A 21,946-nucleotide genomic window follows, 5' to 3' on the forward strand; every position below is an offset into this window, starting at 1 on the left:
GTCTTTTTTATAGCTGTCTACTTGACAGGGCTAACACCAGTTCTTGGTCTTATCTATTTTTATTTATATATTTTCTTGGAGGAGGCGTACCGCCCACATTTTAACGAAAATATACGCTAAGCAATTTTCGATATCAAAAAACGTAGGTATTTGAGACAAAGGAACTTTTGACAAAATATTTTTTGTAATTAAAAATACGCACAAAAAATATCCCTTTATACAAAGGGATAAAGCGGTGCAACTTTTTTATAAACGGTATAACTTTTTTATAAACGGTACATCTTTTTTATAAACAGTACGACTTTATTTCAAAGGTACAGTTATTGAGTTTTGAGAATCCCTTAGAGTATAAAAACGTTAAAATGTGCGTGCTACCCCAATGATAATAAATCCGGATTATATTATTCTTTAATAGGTGAAAAAGAAGAAGGGAAATTCACTTCTTCAGAGTTAATAGAAATGGCAAATTCAATACAATAAAGTAAAAAAGGGCTGAAAAAATTCAGCCCTTTTTTACTTTATTGTATTTGCTATCTCTATTAATTTATCTTTTGTTTTTTCAACTTCACTATTAGAAATCGGAATATAACCAATCAAATATTCTACTTCTTTATCTTTCCAAGCTAATTGATTTTTTCCATAATATGCAGTTACTCCACTCTTTAATTTCAGTTCACTTTCATATTCTTTTTTATTAATAATATCAGATGGATAATCTGGAAAATTTGCAACACGTACAGAATATACTCCTAATTTTTCTTTGTTTAATTCGTTCGGAATTATTTTCGTTTCCATAGCTATTTTTTCTTTGTTACCCCAATCTTCTATATAAACATTCTTTATCGGTTCATAACCATCTAATAAGTTAGATGATAACTTTGGATCAAAAGGAAGTACCTTTTTCGCTTCTTTTAATGACACTGGTTTATATACTTTAGGTTTTACTTTTTCAGAAAGTTCCTTGTCTTCTAATACAAGTTTATCATCATTTAATTTGTTTTTACTTGTTGTTATTTCTGTATTTTTTTGACAACCTATTACCATTAAAAAACTAAAAAAAAGCATAATTAAAATTCTCTTCATAATATCCCTCCATTAAAAAAAGTCATATTAATTACATTATAGTATTTTCAAATTGTATATAATTACCTTTTTTAAATATCCATTGAGAAATATCTATTTTTAGGTATTCACTCTATTAGTGATAAGAATAAATAGTCTCCTCTTGTTTTTGGGTGTAAGTGCTGGCTAGTCGTGTGGGGGCTAAACCCCACGAACTTAACGTAACTACATATAGGCGTACCGCCCACATTTTAACGAAAATATACGCTAAGCAATTTTCGATATCAAAAAACGTAGGTATTTGAGACAAAGGAACTTTTGACAAAATATTTTTTGTAATTAAAAATACGCACAAAAAATATCCCTTTATACAAAGGGATAAAGCGGTGCAACTTTTTTATAAACGGTATAACTTTCTTTAAAACGGTACATCTTTTTTATAAACAGTACGACTTTATTTCAAAGGTACAGTTATTGAGTTTTGAGAATCCCTTAGAGTATAAAAACGTTAAAATGTGCGTGCTACCCCCATAAAGAAAAGACACCCTAAGGTGCCTTTCTCCGACTTGAACCACTCTACTTTTAATAATATAAATTGAATTCCTATCTAATTTCCATTTTACCATATTTATCTATATTGGATATTGAGAAAAAAGAAAAATACCCACATATAAGAGCTTTCGTGTTATGGTTAAGTTACCTGAATTATTATTTTCTTGCACATGTTATCCCCATTTCATGTGCTTTTTTTGTTGTTAAGATTAAAAATAAAAGCACTCTTTCGAGCGCTTATTTTTAATTACATGTTTAGAATCTAGGTTTTGATAAATCTAAAGGTTCTTCCTTCTTATCTTCCACTTTCGGTTCTGCTGTTGCAGCAGCTTCAGATTGCATATTTTTTAGCATGTTTGGATCAATATTAACTTGAACTGTATTCACATTATTAATATTATTTGTAGCTGTTCTAGCAGCGAATAATGCGTTTTTATAATCAACACGTCCACTTAATAGAAATAGATCAATAAACCATAGAACTCCGAATCCTCCTAATGTAAGAAGGTTTAAAATTCCCATACCTATATCACCAACATAGAAACGACCAGCACCTAAAAATCCTAAGAAAATATGTAGTAAATAAGCTACACCTTTTGATTTCATCTTAACTCCGCCCTCACTTCGTTTATTAAAATGTAAGATTTCCGAAACTATCATAACAAATCCAGTTACAACTATTTTGTCATATTTTGTCGAAAGAAATAAAAAAAGAGAGCCGAAGCCCTCGTTGGTGTAGCTTTAAAATAAAGATTGATAAAAAAATTTCCTTCAATCCTTGTTTAACAGCAAATAAAAAAACTCCATTTTGAAAAAAGATTAATCAAAATGGAGTTACTCTTTTTAACTAAGCATGAGATTTTTATAAAAAAGTTTGATTATTTCTACCTATGTTGTTCCACAATCGCGCCCGTTTGTGGAAGATCATATCTACATAAAGGGGGCCATACAGAATAAACTTATCACATTTGCTTGAATATAAATGAAATTTTAAAAAGAAGTTTTAAACAATATCCTTATCTTCTTTATGTTTCTCTAGATAATTTGTATATTTTTCGATAGCTATGTTCATCCTTTTCAACAACTCTATATCTGAGGGTACATTGAAAACACTTCCTAAGAAATCAATGTTTTGAAGTTCAGCCCCTATTTCATTTACTTGGTTCGGGGAATATATAGCATAAGGTGAACCAATGGCAACATTATAAATAGGAACACGACTTTTCTTGGGTAAATGAGTATTAACGTGAACAACTCCACCAATAGCGACAATAGAGCCAATACCTACGACAGCACCATTGTACACTTTAGCTCCTGATGCAATAAAACTTCCGTCTTCAATTGTACAACCGGTTATATAGGCATGAGGACCGATAAGCACTTGTTTTCCAACTTTCAAGTTGAATTTTCCGGCTGATCGTAATACAGCATTCTCCATAATAATTGTATTCTTCTTAATAATAACGGGACTACCTTCAGCAGTAATTACAGCACCATATAGAATACGTACGCCTTCTTCAATAGTCACGTTTCCCGACACCACTGCGTTCGGTGCGATATATGCAGTTTCATGAATAATTGGTTTTTCCTTACTATGTTCAATGATCAATATTCTCCCCCCTGACTGACAGGTTATAGTACTTTAACAAACAAAACTCTATCTTGTTCTACACCATCATAATTACTATGTACATCAATACCATCTACATTTTTATCTCCCTTTTCAATTTCAAACCCCATCTTGGTATGATAGGCAATCGAAACTTTGTTGACAGGAGATGTTACGCAACGGACAATTTTACGACCATTTTGTTTAACTTCATTAAAAAATTCGTTGTATAATTTTTTTCCGATGTTATGCTTTCTATATTCAGGATGAACGCCAACAAAGTGAATATATGCCTCATTTGAATGAGATTGAGAAAGGAACCCTATAAGAAAACCTACAATTCTCCCTTCCTTCTCAGCAATGAAACTTGTATTTGTAAAATGATCGAAGAATAATTTTGGTAACATATCGGACATATTCCTTCCGCCCCACCACTCATTAAGTAGTGGAGAAATTACATAGTAGTCTGAACCTTTCACTAAACGAATTTTCATTTTAATCCCCCAATTTATGTAAAAACAATTTTAACTAATTTTATCATTAAGGAAAATTTTATGCTATGCTTCTTTAACTAAACTCCCTATCCTAGCATTTACACAATAAGTTATTCAAGAAAATGGACCTTTAGTGGAGTAACTTTACTGCTACTCAACAGTTCCTTAATCCGCCCTTTCAGTTCAAATCTTCTTTTCACTTTTCACTATAAAAACACCCCTTTAGATAAACAGATCCAAAGGGGCAAAACATCTCAACTTTTTTATAAACGTCGCGACTTTATTCAAAACATCGCGTCTTTTTTAAAAACACCGTGACTTTATTTAAAAGCAACAACAATGAACTTCAACAATTACTAGCTACTTCTTAAACATTGTTCTTCATTTACCAACCTGTTTATGCTTTTTTCAAACTTTGCAACAGAACCAGTTTAACTATCATCGTGTTCATGGAACTTTAGGTTATTTAAGTCCAGTTGAGTTCAGAAAACGAGCCCTTAAAAAGCAGCCTAAATTTGTGTTGACAATCCACACCTCCATCAATACCTTTATACTGTTACAGCTTGAGAAATCCATTGAGCAGTTAGTTCAGGGGATTCAACAGGAAACTGATGACCGTACTGAATACGTGTAATATCCAAGTGTTCAAACTGCTTTGGGACATGATGATCTTTGTCCAAAGCTCCCCATAGTATCTTAATTTTCCTCTTATCCCATGTCTCAGGATTTAGTTGAATGGATTTTGATATAGTTAAGCAAGACATGACCGTAGCGTTAGTTTTACGTATACGGGGGGATTTTAAATCACGGACCACAGAATGAGCGTAATTACTCAATAACTGACTGGATGTTCTGAAGCTATTGGCTTGAAGTAGCTCTTTTTCCAAACGGGCGGGATCCATATATTTTAGAACGAAACTTGTAATACGTCGAAATCTATATTTAGGTTGGATAGGATGCAGTACTGGCTGCAATAAAATGAGTTGTTTGATCAGTGAGGGCAGCCGTTCCATCACTTGAGCCGCAATCAATCCGCCAAATGAATGCCCCACTAATATAACGGGTCTGTTCAACTCAGTGATCATAGTGGAAATGCTCTCTACATAGCCTTCTAGCACAGAAGGATTATGGTGATAAGGGGTACGCCCAAATCCAGGTAAATCTACGAACCAAGTATTTAAACTGCTTAAAAATTGTGAGAGGGGCAAAAGGGCATCAGCATTGCTGAACGTCCCATGAAGAAAAATAATAGGTGTTTTATTCCTATCTTTCTCTAGCGAAACTAAGTTAGCCCTTCTTCGTTGACTAAAATCTTTCTGCTCATTTTGATTCAGGCCTAAATGATTTAACCGATAATCCAAATCACTAATGATAAAAGGGAGCGTGGACGGAACTACGAATGAATTTCTGCCGTTCCTTTGTTCTATTTCTAATTTACTGTAAACAGGGAATTCCGACTTAACAAGAAAACTCATGGATTCTTTAGGAATACCAAGCATCTTACCAGCACCCATTCTAAGCACAGTTTTCAATAACGGAAGCGGTATAGTTCCTAACGGCTTTGTTGTCTGCAATTCGTGTGCCATGAGTTTGATGAAAGTTCGGATCGACGGACTCTCTTGCTTAGAATCTAAAAGATAGTAGGTATTGCTTGATAACCCTTCTGTATTAGCAAGTTTTGAAATAAACGAAGCCACATGATCAATATGAACCATTGGTAACCAATAATCGTCGCCGCCTGGAACAAGCGACATAAGATTTCGCCTTACGGCATCGACTAAGATGCTAAGGCCTCCAATCTGTTCTGTTTTCCCTGAGAAGGAGTCTCCGACGATTACACTAGGATTAACAGTAGATAAGGGAATGCTCATGTTATGAAGAGATTTTCGTATATAAGAGTCGGCTAAAAACTTCATTTTTTCATAAGGCGGTTGATTGTCCAGCAAATGATCTAGATCCAACAATGCATTTTGTTCATGATAGGGACTCATAAAGCCTACGACATGGATAAAATGCTTTAATTCTTTTGCAGCGTGGATATCCTGTGCTAGCCGAGCAAGGGATTTTGCAGGGGCGAGGAAAGACTGCTCAGCTTCACTGAGGTTCAACTCAATATTCATTGGACCTCCTGCATGAATAATTAGATCAGTTGCAAGTAATTGCTTGTAGCTGTCATCACTTAAACCTAATCGAGGCTGCGTTAGATCACCGATAACAGGAACAATGTTGTTCTGTTGATCGGGTGCCAGTTGATTGATGATGGTAAGAAGACGATTTTTTTGACGTACAAGTGCATAAATCTGATGCTGAGAAGCTAACTCAGCGATTAAATGACGTCCAATATAACCAGTTCCGCCGGTCATGAAGATTTTCATAATAAAAACACTCCTTTATTATTTTATAGTACTAACTAGTACTAATATATCTAAAAATATTACTTTAGCATGGAAGCTAAAGCAGGAAATAAATTTTTGATCATATCTTGGTTGTTAGAAGCTTGAGCCAAGAAGAGAGCACCCTCAATAGAGGAGACAATCAACATAGCTGTTTGTTTAACGGGCAGCTCTTCCTTTAGTTCTTGTCGTGCAATCCCTTGGGCTAAAATCAATTCAACACCATGCAGCTGTTTTTCAAAAAAACTCTTGATTCTATCTCTAATTTCAACCGCGTCAATAGGCGTCTGTGTATACAGAGTCAGGAAAGGACAACCGCCAAGGTAGTTATTTTGTTCAATAGTATCGCTTAAAATGTGGAGTACCGCTTCTAATTTCTCCTGAACGGTGAGCTCAGTTTGAGACACAATATAATTAATTCGCTGCTCGTAATGTGCTATCAACTGATTAACAATAGCGAGCAGCAGCTCCTCCTTGCTCTTAAAATAATAATAAATGTTCGTTTTTGAAACTTTGCTACGTGTGACTATGTCGTCCATGCTTGTTGCCAGAAAACCTTTAGTAAGAAACAATGTAAAAGCGGATTGCAGAGCAATATCTTTATTACTAAGTGTATTTTTTTCATATTAGTACTATACAGTACTACAAATGGAGAGTCAAGGGAATGATTGATGAAATGCATACAAATATAAAAATCACTATGGAGGTATCAATACTCCTAAAGAATTCCCCATAGAAGTACGAGCCTGGATAAATACCCAATCCGAATATATTGTGACCGAACTAAAAATTAGAGGCTTCCAGTCAAGTGTCACTTTAGGAAATAGATTTGATATTTCAATTTTCCGGTTAACAGACATAACCGGAAAACCATTATTCAGAGTACAAAGGGCATCGTCAGCATTTTAGAAAAACCCCACGCTAAGCAAAAAATAAAATAAGCCGTCCATATGGACAGCTCATTTACATAATTATCGAAAGCAGAAGTTATTTATGTTTATTAAACATCTTTAGTTTTTTTGAGATTTTCTTCTTAAATTCATAAGTGCAGAAATTCCTAAACCAGCACAAACACTCATGGTTATTTTCCAGGATAAAGATTGATATGCTACTCCTGATTTAAAACCTATTGTAATTAGAATCAAACACATAATTAAAATTGACGTATATATGTAGATCCAATATCTGTTCATGCTATGTCCTCCTTATTCTCATTCATTATTTTATGTAGCAAACCTCTCCGATCAAAAAGAGATTTATTTCTTAAACAATTGCATGACTGGACTTAATCCTATTAGGATTCCGCCAATAATCGCGGCAACAGTGGCAAGAACTATGGTGTTTTCCCATTGAGAAGCATAGATTCCTCCTGTAAACAGAATCAATCCTATGTTTAAGAGCAAAATGCTCAATATACCCCGAATACGCATGATTTCCTCCCCTTATTAAAATAACGATTTTACCACATTGTACCATTTGAGGAGGGCGATGTAATGTGTAGGCTTTGGTTGTATATCAGATTCATGCTCGGTTAACATAATCTCTCATTATCGGGATTCAATGTATTTAGAAGACTATTAAAAGCCCTTCAAATTATTTAACTGGAAGACTTTCGTGTTCACATAATTTCTCGTTATTGGAAGTTATAAGCACAGTTTGTATTATGTTTAGGTAAATCTCAATCTTCATCAAGCATATAAAGTTCCTAAAATAAATCAAGTATGATATCAGCTATATAAGTTTCCAAGAATGCAGCAACGATAATTATAGGTAAAGTTAAAACAATATAAATCTTTATTACTTCTAAAATCTTTTTACTAAGAGATACTCTTTCTTTATCCTTTTTGAATATAATTTTTAATTTGATTCTAATAAATTTATTTAATTCAAAAAGAATGGCCGCAAATAAACAAAAAGCGAAAACTTCAAAAAGGTAATGAGGGATAGTAGAAATTATCATCCCAAATCCTTTTTTAAAATCAACTTGTAATGCAATTCCAAAAAGAACCCCAGGAACTGAAACAGTTAAAATTATACTTATGACATATAAAAATTGTATTGGAATCAAGGCTAATATAAACATTTGTAAAGGTACTATAAAACCATTATTAACAATAAATGACCATACCTTTTCTATACCTGTTGGTTCCTTTACTTGATCTGGCAGTTTCTTTCCTATCTCTTCCATTATTTCTTTTAGATCGAGATTGATTATAAAGGTTATTATGGTTGCAATAACTGTTAGTGCTACACTTAATATAAAAAAGTTAATAGCTCTTTTAAATATAACCTTATTAATTACATTCGAAATAATTCTCACCCTCTTTTTCTAAATTTTAACATCATAATAATACGGTAGTAAAGAAATTTCTCTTGTATATCCTATACATGTAAGGTTAACATAACGCACAATTATCGGTAGCAAGAAAAAAGCGGATCCCTACTCTCAGGGGTACGGAAACGATTCTGGGTATGAGGGGCCACTCTGGGATTTAATTACAAATAAAAAAAGAACTTTATTCAAGTTCTTTTAATCTACGATACAGAGCTGCCTGACTCACTCCTGTAATTTGGCATATTTCCTTAACAGTTTTATTGGTATGCTTCCTTAATTCAATCGCATGATTCATACCTGGGTGCTTATTCGTGTATTTCTTCAATCTTCCTCTATACACTCCTTTTTGTTTCGCTAACTTTATTCCCGCACGTTGTTTTTCTCTAATCATTTCTCGATCTAGTTCACTAAAGGCAGCCATGACAGTTAAAAAGAATTTTCCTGTTGGAGTTCTAGTATCTATTCCTAAATTTAAAATCGCAAAGTGAACATCCTTTTCCCGAAGTTGTTCTACTAATTGGGATCACCATATCAAAAAAAGAAAATTGTACGTTTAGACACATTTTAACCGACTTCTGTACGTATAGATAGGTGTACGGTCAGCAAATTGGAAAATAACTACGTTAAACAAAATTTAGCATAATTTGATGTGAAAATTATCCCTTTAAGAACATTTTGATACACCACAAAATCATTTGTGTTGCATTAGAAAAGCAAAATTCATTTACAGCTCTAACACAAGTTATGCAAAATATAATGTTTTGAATGCAACGCAATTAAAAATCCTTTAGCGTGGTAAATTTCTAAAATGCTGATGATACTCCTGTTTGCAAGAACAAACCTCTTAATTTCCTGTGAGTAACAATAAAAAATAAATTCCAAACATAAGGAAGGAGTGGTGCTATGAAATCTGAAATCAAGCATATTCATCATGTAGGACATGTTGTAACAGATATGAGAGTTGCACTGGATCTGTACCGAAAGCTGGGTTTCATATGTCCTCCGCCAGCCTATCCGACGATAGCTGAAAAGGAAGACGAAGTGCCTAAACCATTGGGTGCAGCAAATACACATGCTACATTTCTCCATAATTTTATCGAAATCGTTACTATAGTGGAAAATGGAGAACGGATTCCTCAAGATGCGAACTTTGTGCCTCTTCAGGCTCCACCAACTGTACTTCCTCGAATTCTCGAAAATATCAGACGCACTGTTAATACTATTTCTAATTCCCTATCAAGATTCGAAGGAACACACATCTTGTGTTTTTGTACATCTAATGCGAAGGATTCTGCAGTTCAGTTCAATCAAGACGGTGTTGGGCATAGTGGTGTTAATGCTGTGCAACGTCCTATAGAGACAGAAGCCGGAACACAAATAGTCCCTTTGAACTATATAGAAATTGATCGGGAAGATGTGCCTGAAGGTCGTTTGGCTATCGCTGAGAATCCACCTCTAGAGATTTTGCAAACACAAGCCCATATGAATCATCCGAATGGAGCGATTGAGCTTGTTGAAGTAATTCTTTGTGTTGCTGATCCTGAGCTTGATGACTTCATCAAACGTTATCAGCGCTATCTAGGTCGTGATGCACAAACAAAAGGTGTGACAAGCATTTTTGACCTTAATGGTGCGTATCTAACGATTGTTCCTGAATCTCGACTGAACGATATTTTGCCAGGTGAAGTGACGCCTTCTTTGCCAGGATTTATAGGATATGCAGTTGCAGTACATGATATCTCGGCTACACGTAAATTTATCGAAAGAAATGGGTTCCCAGTGGTGGAAACAGCTGAGGGAGATATTTTCGTACCAGCTTTCGCATCACTTGGCACTGCTATAATCTTTAGACAAAATAGAGGATAGAGAAACCAGCCCCGAGAAAAAGATTTGAAAGAAAAATGAATTTAAACAACCGACTGCTTAACGTACAGGGAATCGGCTAAAATGGTTCCAAATTGTGTCTAAACGTACAATTTTCTTTTTTTGATATGGTGACCCCATGCCCATCAACTTAAGAGCGGAAACAAAATGAACTTTTGTTCATATGAACTAAAAAACTCTTAAAATATTTGATGTCCTTAAAAGTAAGCACACCGAATAAACCCTAACGGGTTTCATTTTTAAAAAATTATGCAACTTTCTTTTGTTTTCTCAATCCACTATACTCATAGACAACACCCATAATATCAAAGACAGTTTTCTTCTCATATCTGTGGGATTTCCGTCCATTCCTCTGTAAAAGGTTGAACAGGCGGGTTAGGATCTTTGTTATCTCTTGGTTGTTTTGCTGTATTGCTTGATATAACAGAAATAGATGATCTTGGATCATCCCAATCGCTTTATATTCGCTTAATTCTCTTTTCTTCTTTTGTAAAAGCAATTGACGCATTTTAAACATAGTAGAGGAACATAGGAAAATAGCGATTAGATTTCCATATAATTGGCACTCTAATCGTTCCTGTTTTACATTACGATAATGGTCTATCTTGAAGAGTGATTTCCACGTTTTAAAGACAATCTCTATTTGCCAACGTAAAGTATATAATTCATGTACCTGTTCCATCGGAACCCATTCCCAAGGTGTATTCGTCACATACACGTTTAATCCAGCTACCAATTTACTTTTCTCTGAGTACGCTCTATTTTTAGACTTTTCTTTTTCCGCAATCTTCGCTTGCCGCTTTTGAAGTTGCTTTTCTGTTAATCGATTAAAAATAACACGTGCAAATAGTTGTTGTTTATCACCGATATAAGCATGTTTTAATTCAAATGTTTCTCCTGGCTGTAGTTGGTTTAGAAGCCGCTTCACATCGATCTGTATGTATTCCGATTGCTTCTTAATAGCACCGTTTTTAAAGTATTCTGGATTTGGATTTTTCATATATACATTCGTATTTAATTTTAAACGAGACACATAGTATGTACCTCGTTGATCCATTTGGTCTAAGTCTTCCAATGAAAAATAACCTAGATCACGAATACATAAATCTCCTGGTCGTAAGGTATCTAAGCACTCCGTGCCAAATGTTTTGTCATTATTTTTTCCTGGTCCAACTTGAAAGTTAAGAAATTCCCCACTGTGCAGATCATATTCTAATTGAATTTTGATTCCGGCTGTTTGAGCACAGCCTCCAGAGCCTGGATATACATTATCTAAATCATTTGGCACCTGAAATACGGTGGCATCTAGGATACGGATTCGTCCAAAATAAGTGAAGAGATGGTTAGAAATTTGCGTTTGTTCACATATTTTTTGTTGTAACAGTAAAGAAAAAATATGTTGTAAAAACAAAACTGCTTTAGCGTTTAAACGCTTATTTAAGCCCTCAGGGCTGAGTAAAGTACCAGTGGCTGCATGAAGCCTACTACATAATCGTACTAAGGGATCACTTGCTACTCGTTGACTGATCCAAATACAAATCGTAGCTAAGTCTGAGCCAGAAAACTTACGTTTTCGCTTTATAAATCCGATTTCTCTTGCAAGTTTTTCTAAAAATACAGGTGTAATATATCGCTGTAACTCTTCCGCAAATGGTTGTAGTTCATCTTGAATCGAGAGGTTCATAAGAAAACGTCATCCTTTCTAATCTAGCTTGTTTAGAAAGAATAACGTTTTTGGATACTTGGGGGTATTAAAATCTCTTAAGTTGATGGACATGTATGGTGACCCCCATGCCCATCAACTTAAGAACGGAAACAAAATGAACTTTCGTCAAATAAACTAAAAAACCCTTAAAACACTTTTTATCCTTAAAAATGAGCATGCCAAATAAACCTAGGTAGGTATTATTTTTAAAGGTTATGCAACTTTCTTTTGTTTTCTAAATCCACTATACTCATAGATAACACCCATAATATCAAAGACTGTTTTCTTCTCATATCGATGAGATTTCCGCCCGTTTTTCTGTAGTAGGTGGAATAGGCGGATTAGAATCTTTGTTACTTCTTGGGTGTTTTTCTGTATAGCTTGATACAGAAGATATAAATAATCTTGGATCATCCCTATTGCCTTATATTCGCTTAATTCTCTTTTTTTCTTTTGTAAAAGAAGTTGACGCATTTTAAACATAGTAGAGGAGCACAGGAAGATAGCGATTAGCTTTCCATATAGTTGGCACTCTAATCGTTCTTGTTTTACATTACGATAATGATCTATTTTGAAGAGTGATTTCCACGTTTTAAAGACAATCTCTATTTGCCAACGCAAAGTATATAACTCATGTACCTGTTCCATCGGAACCCATTCCCAAGGTGTATTCGTCACGTACACGTTTAATCCCGCTACAACTTTACTTTTCTCTGAGTACGTTCTATTTTTGGATCTTTCTTTTTCCGCGATTTTTGCTTGTCGTTTTTGAAGTTGCTTTTCTGTTAGTCGGTTAAAAATAACACGTGCAAACAGCTATTGTTTATCACCGATATAAGCATGTTTTAATTCAAATGTTTCTCCCGGCTGTAGTTGATTTAAAATTTGTTTCACATCTATTTGTATGTATTCTGATTGTTTCTTAATTGCACCATTTTTAAAGCATTCTGGGTTTGGATTTTTCACATATACATTCGTATTCAATTTTAAACGAGAAATATAGTATGTACCTCGTTGATCCATTTGATCTAAGTCTTCCAATGAAAAATAACCCAAATCACGAATACATAAATCCCCTGGTCGTAAGGTATCTAAGCATTCTGTACCAAAAGTTTTGTCATTATTTTTTCCTGGTCCAACTTGAAAGTTAAGAAATTCCCCACTGTGCAAATCATATTCTAATTGAATTTTGATTCCGGCTGTTTGGGCATACCCTCCAGAGCCTGGATATATATTCTCTAAAGCATTTGGCACTTGGAATAAGGTAGCATCTAGGATACGAATTCGCCCAAAATAAGAGAAGAGATGATTAGAAAATTGCGTTTGTTCACATACTTTTTGTTGTAACAGTAAAGAAAAAATATGTTGTAAAAATAAAACTGCTTTAGCATTTAAACGTTTATTTAAGCCCTCAGGGCTGAGTAAAGTACCAGTAGCTGCATGAAGCCTACTACATAATCGTACTAAGGGATCACTTGCTACTCGTTGACTGATCCAAATACAAATTGGAGCTAAGTCTGAGCCAGAAAACTTACGTTTTCGCTTTATAAATCCGATTTCTCTTGCAAGTTCTTCTAAAAATATAGGTGTAACATATCGTTGTAATTCTTCTGCAAATGGTAGTAGTTCATCTTGAATCGAGAGATTCATAAGAAAACGTCATCCTTTCTAATTTAGCTTGTTTAGAAAGGATAACTTTTTTTTGTGTTTGAGGGTATTAAAATCTCTTGAGTTGATGGAAATGTATGGTGAGACCTTATAGGAAACATGTTGTCTAGGTGTTTTTTCTTTGTCTCACCAAATGGGGTCAGACCACCGTATATTCCTACAAAAAGTATAGCGTATTTTTATATTATATTAAATGAACATCAAATTATATTGAATATTATCATATATTAGGTGAACACTTATTTTCCTCATATAACGCATTAACATACTGTTTTAAATTCTTGATGAATAATAGAATATCTTGACTAGATATTCTAGCATGTTGAAGATGAAATATGTTTCCTTTTCCGATTTCTAACTCATTTGAAATTAAAGTAATAGGAATATTTCTAAAGACATGCCACGGAAAATACAGGTGTACAAAAGTTTCTCTAAAATATATACCCGATTGACAAACTAATACTCCATCTGATCCTTTACCCAAATTACCGAGGATAGATGTATCTAAAAAAGCAATGATTTCTTCTTCCTTTGAAATAATATATCGCTCCAAAATTTTCTTTAACTTTTTGTCTGAAATATGAGTGTCTACAAATAAACCATTATCAGGTTCTAATAATTCATCGTACGTCTCAAACAAAGAGCAGATTGATTTTATCTCGTCAATTTTTATAACTGGATGTATATCATTTTGCTTTGAATTGTGGAACGAATTTGTAAGAGCTATAAGTAATTCTTTAAATAACTGCGGTGGATAATCACTGCCGTTAATATTAAAACTTTTTTGTGCATCAAAAGATAAAAAACCATCTTTATCAATTTCGATTTGTTGCACTTCATTTAATTTATCCCATTTCATATTTCCTTTACCTAATAACCAATTTTTCCAATATAAACCCGAACTTGTAAAATAAACACCATATTTTCCTGAGCCCAATAAATTGCAACTTAAGAAAGCAATAATTCGATCATCTTTTGGTATAGAGAAACGTTTATTTGCAATTGATAAGAAATCTTCAGGTATTCTGGTAACATAAAATCTAGACTGTTGATATTCTAAACAAATATCAGTTAAACGATTAATATCTATATTCAACATGATAATTCTCTCTTTCTTATATATTTTCGATATAATAAATTATAATATTTACAGGTAAAAAATTACAGTTAAACTTTACTTAAATCGAGAGCACACTATTGGATTCCAAAGATCAATTAGTATTAAATTGAAAAATTTCTAATTTAGTTTTATCGTTTTGGGGAAGAATGTATTTCTTAAGTTGATGGGCATGTGGTGGGATCCCTTATAGTGCAAATTTACGCTTAAAATAGATGCAAAATAAATCCTAAAGTCACAAGCAATGTTTGGATTTGAGTCAATATCTTGGACACAAGAAAGTTAAGTCTATGCTACTTTTTTAGCCAGATCTTCTATTGCTTGGGGAGTTTTATAACCAATACTACTATGAATTCGCTTGCGGTTATAAAATCCCTCAATGTATTGAAATAGGGCTAGATTTGCTTGTTCAAATGTGACATATTGTGTTCTATATACTTCTTCTTTCTTTAAAATGGCGTGAAATGACTCGATACAAGCGTTGTCATATGGACAGCCTTTCTTACTGAAAGAGGGTTTTATGTTGTAATTCGCGAGTAAGGTTTGAAATTCTTGACTGGTATATTGTGTTCCTAAGTCAGTATGTAGAATGAGACCTTCTGATGGCTTTTGTGTATAGTAAGCGTTTTCTAATGCTTTTACTACAAGGTTCGTTGTCATATTTCGTGAAAATGAATAACCAATAATTTTCTTAGAATACAAATCCATCACAGATGCCAAGTAACACCAGCCATCTTTTTTTGTGTGAATATAGGTAATATCCGCAACCCACTTTTCATTTATTGTCGTTGTGGAGAAGTCCTGTTCTAATAGATTTGTACGTTCTTCTACAGTTGATTTTGATGAATGTGGTTTGTATTTTTTTAATATATTGGAACGGATATTTTCTCTCTTCATAATCCGTTGTACACGCTTGATACTTAGTTGTAATCCTTGTTCCAATAGTATTTGGTGAATTTTAGGTGCGCCGTAACGTTCTTCACTATCTTGATGAATTTGTATAATTTTCTGGGTTAATTCTTTATTTTCACGACTACGTTTTGACCCTGTTTTGCGCTGAGATTGGTAATACGAACTTCTCGCTATTCTAAGAGTTTGGCACATCATATGAACAGAGTATGTTTCTTTTTGATAATCGATAAATTGATGTAATTCTGTATCTTTTATTTTTTTGCGAATATGGCCATAGCCTTTTTTAAAATCTCATTTTCCTCTTTCAGACGAAGCATTTCTTTCTGCATTTGTTTCAGATCTTCTAGTGTCATTTCTTCCTCATCAATCGTTGTGATAGGAGAATATTTTTTAATCCATTTATAAATTGTTACTTCTGATACACCATACTCGCTGCTTAGTTCTTTCACAGATCGTTCTGAATGATATAATTCAACAACCATCTTTTTAAATTCTGCATTAAATTTCTTGTTTGCCATACGGACACTTCCTCCTTGAAATCCATTGTAAGGACTTAACTAAGTTGTGTCCATATGACTATACTAACTCCAGTTCTTTTAATTAAATTTAATACCACTTTAGCCAGTGGTTCTGATAGTAACCATAATTCCATATCTCCATACTTTCCCTACTGAACTTAATTGATTGGTAGGGATTTTTTCATGCCTTTTATATAAAATTCACCCATACATGCAAAAAGAGAATGCAGATTATCTCCACATTCCCTTTTCGAATTGCTATATGTTCAAAAGTTGTTTAATAAATTCAAATGTTGCAGTAGACCCAAATACAGCAGAAATAACAACTTCAAAATTAACGTGAAAAGAAATTTCTGTTGTCTCTGAATCCTTCTTATAAAAGAATTTGAACATATACAAGCACCGCCTTGCTGTAATTTGTATTCGATACAAATTAAAGGATTCCTTTATAATTCGTGCTTGAAAATGATTACCTACACAATATCTACACGCATCTCTCTAATCTATTCTAGCGTGAATTGAGTCCCCATAACTCAATTAGATACATTATCTCAAATTCCCTTTAAACAAACAAGTGTTTCCATGAAATTTATTCCTATAATTCTATTTTTTACTACTCTTCTTTGCTTTTCTTTTTTCCATCTTCCTGAAATTAGGGTCATCCCTAGCAACCTTATCTATAAATTCTATAACCCTCTCAATTTGTTCCTCATTAAAGTTAAGCATTTTCGTCATAATAGTATTACTATATTGCCTATTAAATGCTTTCTTATTTTTACGGTCATTATGAATAACCGCATGACACCTATTACAGTAAAATCCTAGATCAGTTAACTTCTCCTTCCCTAAACGCTTGTATGTATTATGGTGAATATGAAATCCAGCCCTAAAGATGCCATAACACCGCAAACAAGTATAATTATGTTCCTCAGCAACTCTTATTCTTAATAGTTTCCAGTGTTCTGTTTGTAGATAATTATTATAATTATGAACGACTTCCCCAGTAGAACAGACAATCTTTCTATTTCTCATAGCAACTGCCTCCCCTTTAATGTAGATCTCTATTATAAATAGTGGTATTCGCTACCGCACTTCACTACGTTCCGTTTGCTGAACCCTTTCCGTTTCATGCGTGTCTTACACTATCGTTCCAGACCCACCTGAATACTCAAGTGTCTACCTCCTCTAACAATCTAATTAACAGTTTCATCTTAATTAAATTTCTTAATCTCTTAAAAATTCCTTGTTTTAAGGGGTTCTGTTGCAAAGTTTTAAACGCCCCCCAAAATATAGAATAAAAATACAATTGTTCCGAATAAACATTATAAAATATACAAGAACATGTATCGTATACTCATTATTTTCGGTTATTTTTCAACTTTGCAACAGAACCTTAAAAATAATTCAAAATCTATTAATCTCCATCTAAATTTATGGACGGTATCAATCATTTCATCAATGGTCACTAATTTTTTAGGATATTCACTTTTAGCTTGTTTTTTTAATGTTAACATTACACCTAAATAGGTAAGAATCCCAGCGATAGCACCACTTAAGATACCACTCAATAAAGTTTCCCAATCCTTTATAAATTTTATGATATCAAACACAGTTTGTCCTCCTTTTGTTCTAGTAAATTACTTAAGTATTTAGATTTTCTGAATTTAAATGCTTGGACTGTAGTTTTGAATAAAGGTTGATAAAATAATTTCTTATATAGTTTGTTGTTGGTTTAATATTGAAGAATGATAGGGGGAATATTAAATAGTAATGGCACAACAGTTATATATGATGTTATTCCAAACAATTTGTGTTTAAAACATATATATGAGATTTTTTATCTTTATTCTCATCAAAAATTACATTATTTTAAATCCACATAAACACCTATAAGTTGATAAGACCCTATTGTCATCGAGTAAATATTTTATAGTGCTATATCCTTAAATTTAAGTTTGATTAAAAACATTCAATAAATCCTTATTTTGGGTTTCTTTGCCCATCCCCCGAAAAGGGGTGTTAAGACAAAATATTCCATTTAAATTGTAGACGAATTGAGGACACAGCCTTAGTTGTTCGATATGTAACATAAACGTTCGTTTTTGTTACTACCGAATACAAAAAACTATAAAAATAGGATTATAAAGTGTATTTTCTCCAGTGGCTCCCAAAGTAAAGAATCGTTGCCGTACCCATATTTTGTTTATTAATAAATACGGTACGTGAAATTATATATGTATCTTGAAAAAGCTCCTCTAAAAGGAGCGAATTATTTTACAAGTTGCTTCTGTAATTCCTTTATTATAAGCTCTGCACCTGCTGGGCTTAGCGTAATCTTTCCGTCTGCTAAAGTAATATTTTTATCAGATGTAGATTTGAAATAAAGTTCGATCAAAATGGATTCTTCTCCAGCAGAATTAAAATTGGTCTTTATAAAAAAGTTTAATCATTTTTTGCCTTTGTTACTCAAACATCCTACAAATAATCCAGGCTATTAAAAATCAGAATGAGTCCAACTATACACATAATCCACGAAAGGGCTGATCCTGTATTATTAGTAATTTTCACTCGAAGATTCTCGAGAGGTGTTTGCATCCACCGCCCAAACAGGAGATAGGAGAGAAGTAGCACGAGGGAAGGCAACACCATGATAAAGTTGTATCCCGCTAAAATAGAAGACCACTCCACCCACGATAGATTAGAAGTAGTCATTATGCCAATTGCTCCAAAATAAGGGAATGCAGCACCTACTTCAATTAATGTAGTAGTGAATCCCAGAGCAACCATTGAAAAAATGCTTTTCGATTTTGGTGCAGGTAGGTCTGAACTTTTCTTTGTTGGCACATAAAAACTTGCTATGAACAATATCAGCCCAATAATAAAGAACGTCCAGCTTACGATTCGATTTTGAAATATGCCAGAAATAATCTCAAGCAAGAAATCTAATCCTAACATAAGTGAAACTCCAACAGCAAAATACAATCCTGCTATCGTCAATAAATAAACCAATAAACGTTTGGTAAGTCTCTCTTTATCGGTTAGAAGCAAATAAACTGTTACCCCTAATATGGTAGGGCTTAGCATGTCCAATAGGGCCAATCCCCCTATTAGGAGAAGTAGCTCTGTACTCACCATTCTCCCCCCCTTATTCCTTTTGAGAATTATTCTTTTTAGCCATAAAAATGGTATATGCCTGATCCATAAACTCGAGCACATCCTGGTCAATTGGATATAATCTCAGTTTCTCTGATTGCTTTGGCGACATCCTTATTTCCCACAGTTTATCTAAAAATTCATCCTCACCTTCAAACTCCTCTAAGCGCTTTTCATCCATCCTTCTAATGATATTTTGGACTTTGGTTGCTTTGGGGCCGTCTTTCATATAACGCTTTAACTGACCTATCAGAGCAATCCATTCGAGTGAATCAGAGTTGTTACTTGTCATATTGGGAACCTTTTCCCATAGTTTTATTTCTCTGTCTTTAAATACAGTTTCACGATAATACTGCTGTATTTCTTTATCTTTACTAGATAATTGCATAATCTTCTGAATCGCGATCCAGTTTTCTTCTCCTTCTATCGCGATTCCATGTATCATTTCCCGTAAGGATAATTCTATTTTCTTTAAATTTTCCTGCTCTTTTATTACAAAAGATAATTGGCTCTTTAAACTATCTGACCAATCCCAAGCGTTGGAACCTAGCATATCTTTAATCTCATGTAACGGAAATCCAACCTTTTTTAAAAACTGAACCTGGTGTAGTTTTTTTATTTCCTCATTGGTATATAAACGATGGGGTTCTGTTGCAAAGTTTCTTAACAGATAAAAAGTTGGTATGATTGCAGATGGATTTTATGCAATCGTTAGTAATTGTTGTAATTCATTGTACGTCGAAAAAACGAAGTTTGGTTGTTGCAAACTTCGTTTTCGTTTATATAGAGCATGAACGGTTTCAATGCCTTTCAAGGTACGTGAAGCATGACGAATACTTTGAAATCCTGCAGATTTGGCAAAACGCCTTTTTACATGTCTATGGTCTTGTTCGATGAGATTGTTCAAATGTTTGACTGTACAATGAGTTGTACGTTTATAAAAGCCTTGTTCCTTTAATTTTTTGAATGCACAAAGTAATGCTGGTGCTTTATCTGTTGTTAGAACCGTTGGTTCTCCAAACGTTTTCACTAACCTTTTTATAAAGGTATATGCAGCCTGATGATCCCGTTTTTTACGAAGTTGAATATCCAATGTGTATCCTTCTTTATCAATTGCACGGTACAGGTAACGCCATTCTCCTTTGACTTTTATATAGGTCTCATCCAATTTCCAAGATAGTTCTATGCTTTTATTTTTCTTCTTCCAAATTTGATAGATAAGGTTTCCATATTCATGAACCCAGCGCATGATGGTTGTAGGATGAACTGAAACACCACGTTCATTCAAAATTTCAGAGACATCACGATAGCTTAAAGAAAAGCGACAATAGTAGCCAACGGCTACCAAAATAATATCTTGTTTAAATTGCTTTCCTTTAAAATATCTCATGTATGATTCTCCTCACTCTGTTTTGCAAAAGTTTAGCTTAGTTTTAAAAACTTTGCAACAGAACCATAATACTTTATTTTCTCCGAAATACTCTTCATCATTTTGATTAAATTCATCTGAATATACTACGCCAATGGTATCTCGTCTTTCAACATCCTCTTTAAGGAATCCCTTTAAAATGTCTACAAAATCATAATTAAACACAAACTGTCCTAATACAATAACGGTATAATTCTTTTTTAAGTTCTTTTGTTCAAAATATTATAAAATTTTTCAAACTCTTCTTGTCTGTTTTGCATTTACTCTCACCCTAATATAGGATTTTCATAGTCACATTTAAGTTATTTTTTAAATAATTTAGCAAACCATGATTTTTCTTGTTGTGTAGATGCAACTAATTTCTTAGTTTCTTGTATCTCACGAACTACTTCTAATAGCTGTTGATCTCTGTTATTTATTTTTCCATCAATGTTCTTTTGTTGTTCATCAATCTTATTCAATAACATTTGATTAGTTTCTTCCAAATGGTCTATACGTTTTAAAAGTTCCATGTTCATGGCTTTCTGTTCTTGAAAATATATAGCAACCTCTTTCATACTTTCATACATTGTCTGAATAATTGGCTTCGTTATTTCGTCGTCTTCATCAGCCTCTTCTACTACAATATAATCTACGTTTTGTTTCAACATCTGTTCTATTAATTCTGGTGGCTCTTGTGCATCTTTCATATTAGCAATTAATTTAAATAGCTCCAATGCTTCCTGTTCATACCTCAGTGTTCGCCCCTTCGTCCCAGCGACGGTTGGTAAATATGGTTTAAATTGATCCCGCCATGCCTGAAGAGTTGTCCGTGGTTTTCCAAGCACCCTTGCTATATCTGCAAGGGAATATGTTTTCTTGTAAGGTTCTTCCCTATCCATTTCATCGTCCTCCCCTCATCGTCATTTGTTGTTATCGGTGTCCGACATGTTGTCATTGCATTGTTATTGATTATCATCCATGTCGGTCTTGTTGTTATTTCACTGTTATTAATCATCATTTATGTCGGTCTTGTTGTTGTTTTACTGTTATTCATCATTATTTATGTCCGACATGTCGGCATCTAACTGTTATGTGTCTAATTCGTTTGAAAGAAGGTATTTCCTTGTTTATTT

General features: G+C 33.7%; 20 protein-coding genes and 4 pseudogenes. 2 read left to right on the forward strand and 22 right to left on the reverse strand.

Annotated features, from left to right (window positions below):
- Nucleotides 1-513: 513 nt before the first annotated feature.
- From Y7E_RS0105355 to Y7E_RS0105400, 10 genes and pseudogenes are all read right to left on the reverse strand, one after another.
- Entirely contained in the window at nucleotides 514-1,083 is a 570-nt protein-coding gene (locus Y7E_RS0105355; protein ID WP_017150261.1) for a hypothetical protein, read from the reverse strand.
- A gap of 786 nt (nucleotides 1,084-1,869) precedes the next feature.
- The gene (locus Y7E_RS0105360; RefSeq protein WP_017150262.1) at nucleotides 1,870-2,220 is read right to left on the reverse strand and encodes a TM2 domain-containing protein; all 351 of its coding nucleotides are present in this window, start codon (nucleotides 2,218-2,220) and stop codon (nucleotides 1,870-1,872) included.
- A gap of 397 nt (nucleotides 2,221-2,617) precedes the next feature.
- On the reverse strand, nucleotides 2,618-3,223 hold the full coding sequence (locus Y7E_RS0105365) for a gamma carbonic anhydrase family protein (RefSeq protein ID WP_017150263.1): 606 nt from the start codon (nucleotides 3,221-3,223) through the stop codon (nucleotides 2,618-2,620).
- Between the two features lie 23 nt (nucleotides 3,224-3,246).
- Nucleotides 3,247-3,717: a GNAT family N-acetyltransferase gene (locus tag Y7E_RS0105370; protein ID WP_017150264.1), complete on the reverse strand. Its 471-nt coding sequence runs from the start codon at nucleotides 3,715-3,717 to the stop codon at nucleotides 3,247-3,249.
- A gap of 548 nt (nucleotides 3,718-4,265) precedes the next feature.
- Complete coding sequence (locus Y7E_RS0105375; RefSeq protein ID WP_017150265.1) at nucleotides 4,266-6,092, reverse strand: alpha/beta fold hydrolase; 1,827 nt, start codon at nucleotides 6,090-6,092, stop codon at nucleotides 4,266-4,268.
- A gap of 59 nt (nucleotides 6,093-6,151) precedes the next feature.
- Nucleotides 6,152-6,682: a TetR/AcrR family transcriptional regulator gene (locus tag Y7E_RS29125; protein WP_237741346.1), complete on the reverse strand. Its 531-nt coding sequence runs from the start codon at nucleotides 6,680-6,682 to the stop codon at nucleotides 6,152-6,154.
- Between the two features lie 438 nt (nucleotides 6,683-7,120).
- The gene (locus Y7E_RS0105385) at nucleotides 7,121-7,303 is read right to left on the reverse strand and encodes a hypothetical protein (RefSeq protein ID WP_017150267.1); all 183 of its coding nucleotides are present in this window, start codon (nucleotides 7,301-7,303) and stop codon (nucleotides 7,121-7,123) included.
- Nucleotides 7,304-7,366: 63 nt separating this feature from the next.
- Nucleotides 7,367-7,540 carry a hypothetical protein gene (locus tag Y7E_RS33540; protein WP_017150268.1) on the reverse strand — a complete coding sequence of 58 codons (174 nt, stop codon included), beginning with the start codon at nucleotides 7,538-7,540 and terminating at the stop codon, nucleotides 7,367-7,369.
- A gap of 275 nt (nucleotides 7,541-7,815) precedes the next feature.
- The gene (locus Y7E_RS0105395) at nucleotides 7,816-8,430 is read right to left on the reverse strand and encodes a stage II sporulation protein M (RefSeq protein WP_017150269.1); all 615 of its coding nucleotides are present in this window, start codon (nucleotides 8,428-8,430) and stop codon (nucleotides 7,816-7,818) included.
- 196 nt (nucleotides 8,431-8,626) lie between these two features.
- Nucleotides 8,627-8,965: pseudogene (locus Y7E_RS0105400) on the reverse strand (recombinase family protein); the annotation flags it as partial.
- A 383-nt stretch (nucleotides 8,966-9,348) separates the two neighbouring features.
- Between Y7E_RS0105400 and Y7E_RS0105405 the strand changes: the two are divergent.
- Nucleotides 9,349-10,311, forward strand: a complete 963-nt coding sequence (locus Y7E_RS0105405) for a VOC family protein (protein ID WP_017150271.1) — start codon at nucleotides 9,349-9,351, stop codon at nucleotides 10,309-10,311.
- A 265-nt stretch (nucleotides 10,312-10,576) separates the two neighbouring features.
- On the opposite strand, the gene Y7E_RS0105410 is transcribed toward Y7E_RS0105405, so the two are convergent.
- The 12 genes and pseudogenes from Y7E_RS0105410 to Y7E_RS0105475 form a co-directional block, all read right to left on the reverse strand.
- Nucleotides 10,577-12,013: an IS4 family transposase gene (locus tag Y7E_RS0105410; protein ID WP_017150272.1), complete on the reverse strand. Its 1,437-nt coding sequence runs from the start codon at nucleotides 12,011-12,013 to the stop codon at nucleotides 10,577-10,579.
- A gap of 234 nt (nucleotides 12,014-12,247) precedes the next feature.
- Nucleotides 12,248-13,684 (reverse strand): annotated as a pseudogene (locus Y7E_RS29130) (IS4 family transposase).
- Nucleotides 13,685-13,922: 238 nt separating this feature from the next.
- Nucleotides 13,923-14,801 (reverse strand): hypothetical protein, encoded by an 879-nt coding sequence (locus Y7E_RS0105420; RefSeq protein WP_017150275.1) that lies wholly within the window; start codon nucleotides 14,799-14,801, stop codon nucleotides 13,923-13,925.
- A gap of 306 nt (nucleotides 14,802-15,107) precedes the next feature.
- A protein-coding gene (locus tag Y7E_RS0105425) for an IS3 family transposase (protein ID WP_087957792.1) occupies nucleotides 15,108-16,249 on the reverse strand; the annotation gives its coding sequence in 2 pieces (ribosomal slippage) (nucleotides 15,108-16,018 and nucleotides 16,018-16,249; 1,143 coding nt in all).
- A gap of 603 nt (nucleotides 16,250-16,852) precedes the next feature.
- Nucleotides 16,853-17,281, reverse strand: coding sequence for a hypothetical protein (locus tag Y7E_RS0105440; protein WP_017150277.1), 429 nt, complete (start codon nucleotides 17,279-17,281; stop codon nucleotides 16,853-16,855).
- A 335-nt stretch (nucleotides 17,282-17,616) separates the two neighbouring features.
- Entirely contained in the window at nucleotides 17,617-17,859 is a 243-nt protein-coding gene (locus Y7E_RS33145; protein WP_017150278.1) for a hypothetical protein, read from the reverse strand.
- A gap of 659 nt (nucleotides 17,860-18,518) precedes the next feature.
- Nucleotides 18,519-18,617 (reverse strand): annotated as a pseudogene (locus Y7E_RS33150) (AbrB/MazE/SpoVT family DNA-binding domain-containing protein); the annotation flags it as partial.
- A gap of 107 nt (nucleotides 18,618-18,724) precedes the next feature.
- A complete protein-coding gene (locus Y7E_RS0105455; RefSeq protein ID WP_017150280.1) occupies nucleotides 18,725-19,384 on the reverse strand; it encodes a GAP family protein in 660 nt (219 codons plus the stop codon).
- A gap of 10 nt (nucleotides 19,385-19,394) precedes the next feature.
- Nucleotides 19,395-20,045: pseudogene (locus Y7E_RS29135) on the reverse strand (MerR family transcriptional regulator); the annotation flags it as partial.
- A 57-nt stretch (nucleotides 20,046-20,102) separates the two neighbouring features.
- The gene (locus Y7E_RS0105465) at nucleotides 20,103-20,792 is read right to left on the reverse strand and encodes an IS6 family transposase (RefSeq protein WP_017150282.1); all 690 of its coding nucleotides are present in this window, start codon (nucleotides 20,790-20,792) and stop codon (nucleotides 20,103-20,105) included.
- Between the two features lie 12 nt (nucleotides 20,793-20,804).
- Complete coding sequence (cdiI, locus tag Y7E_RS34985) at nucleotides 20,805-21,014, reverse strand: ribonuclease toxin immunity protein CdiI (RefSeq protein ID WP_422666708.1); 210 nt, start codon at nucleotides 21,012-21,014, stop codon at nucleotides 20,805-20,807.
- 119 nt (nucleotides 21,015-21,133) lie between these two features.
- Nucleotides 21,134-21,712, reverse strand: coding sequence for a DUF3967 domain-containing protein (locus Y7E_RS0105475; RefSeq protein WP_017150284.1), 579 nt, complete (start codon nucleotides 21,710-21,712; stop codon nucleotides 21,134-21,136).
- A gap of 60 nt (nucleotides 21,713-21,772) precedes the next feature.
- Between Y7E_RS0105475 and Y7E_RS34720 the strand changes: the two genes are divergently transcribed.
- A complete protein-coding gene (locus Y7E_RS34720; protein ID WP_272942941.1) occupies nucleotides 21,773-21,898 on the forward strand; it encodes a hypothetical protein in 126 nt (41 codons plus the stop codon).
- Nucleotides 21,899-21,946 lie beyond the last annotated feature (48 nt).

Source organism: Bacillus bingmayongensis (genome assembly GCF_000299035.1).
In the GTDB taxonomy this organism is placed as follows: Bacteria; Bacillota; Bacilli; order Bacillales; family Bacillaceae_G; genus Bacillus_A; species Bacillus_A bingmayongensis.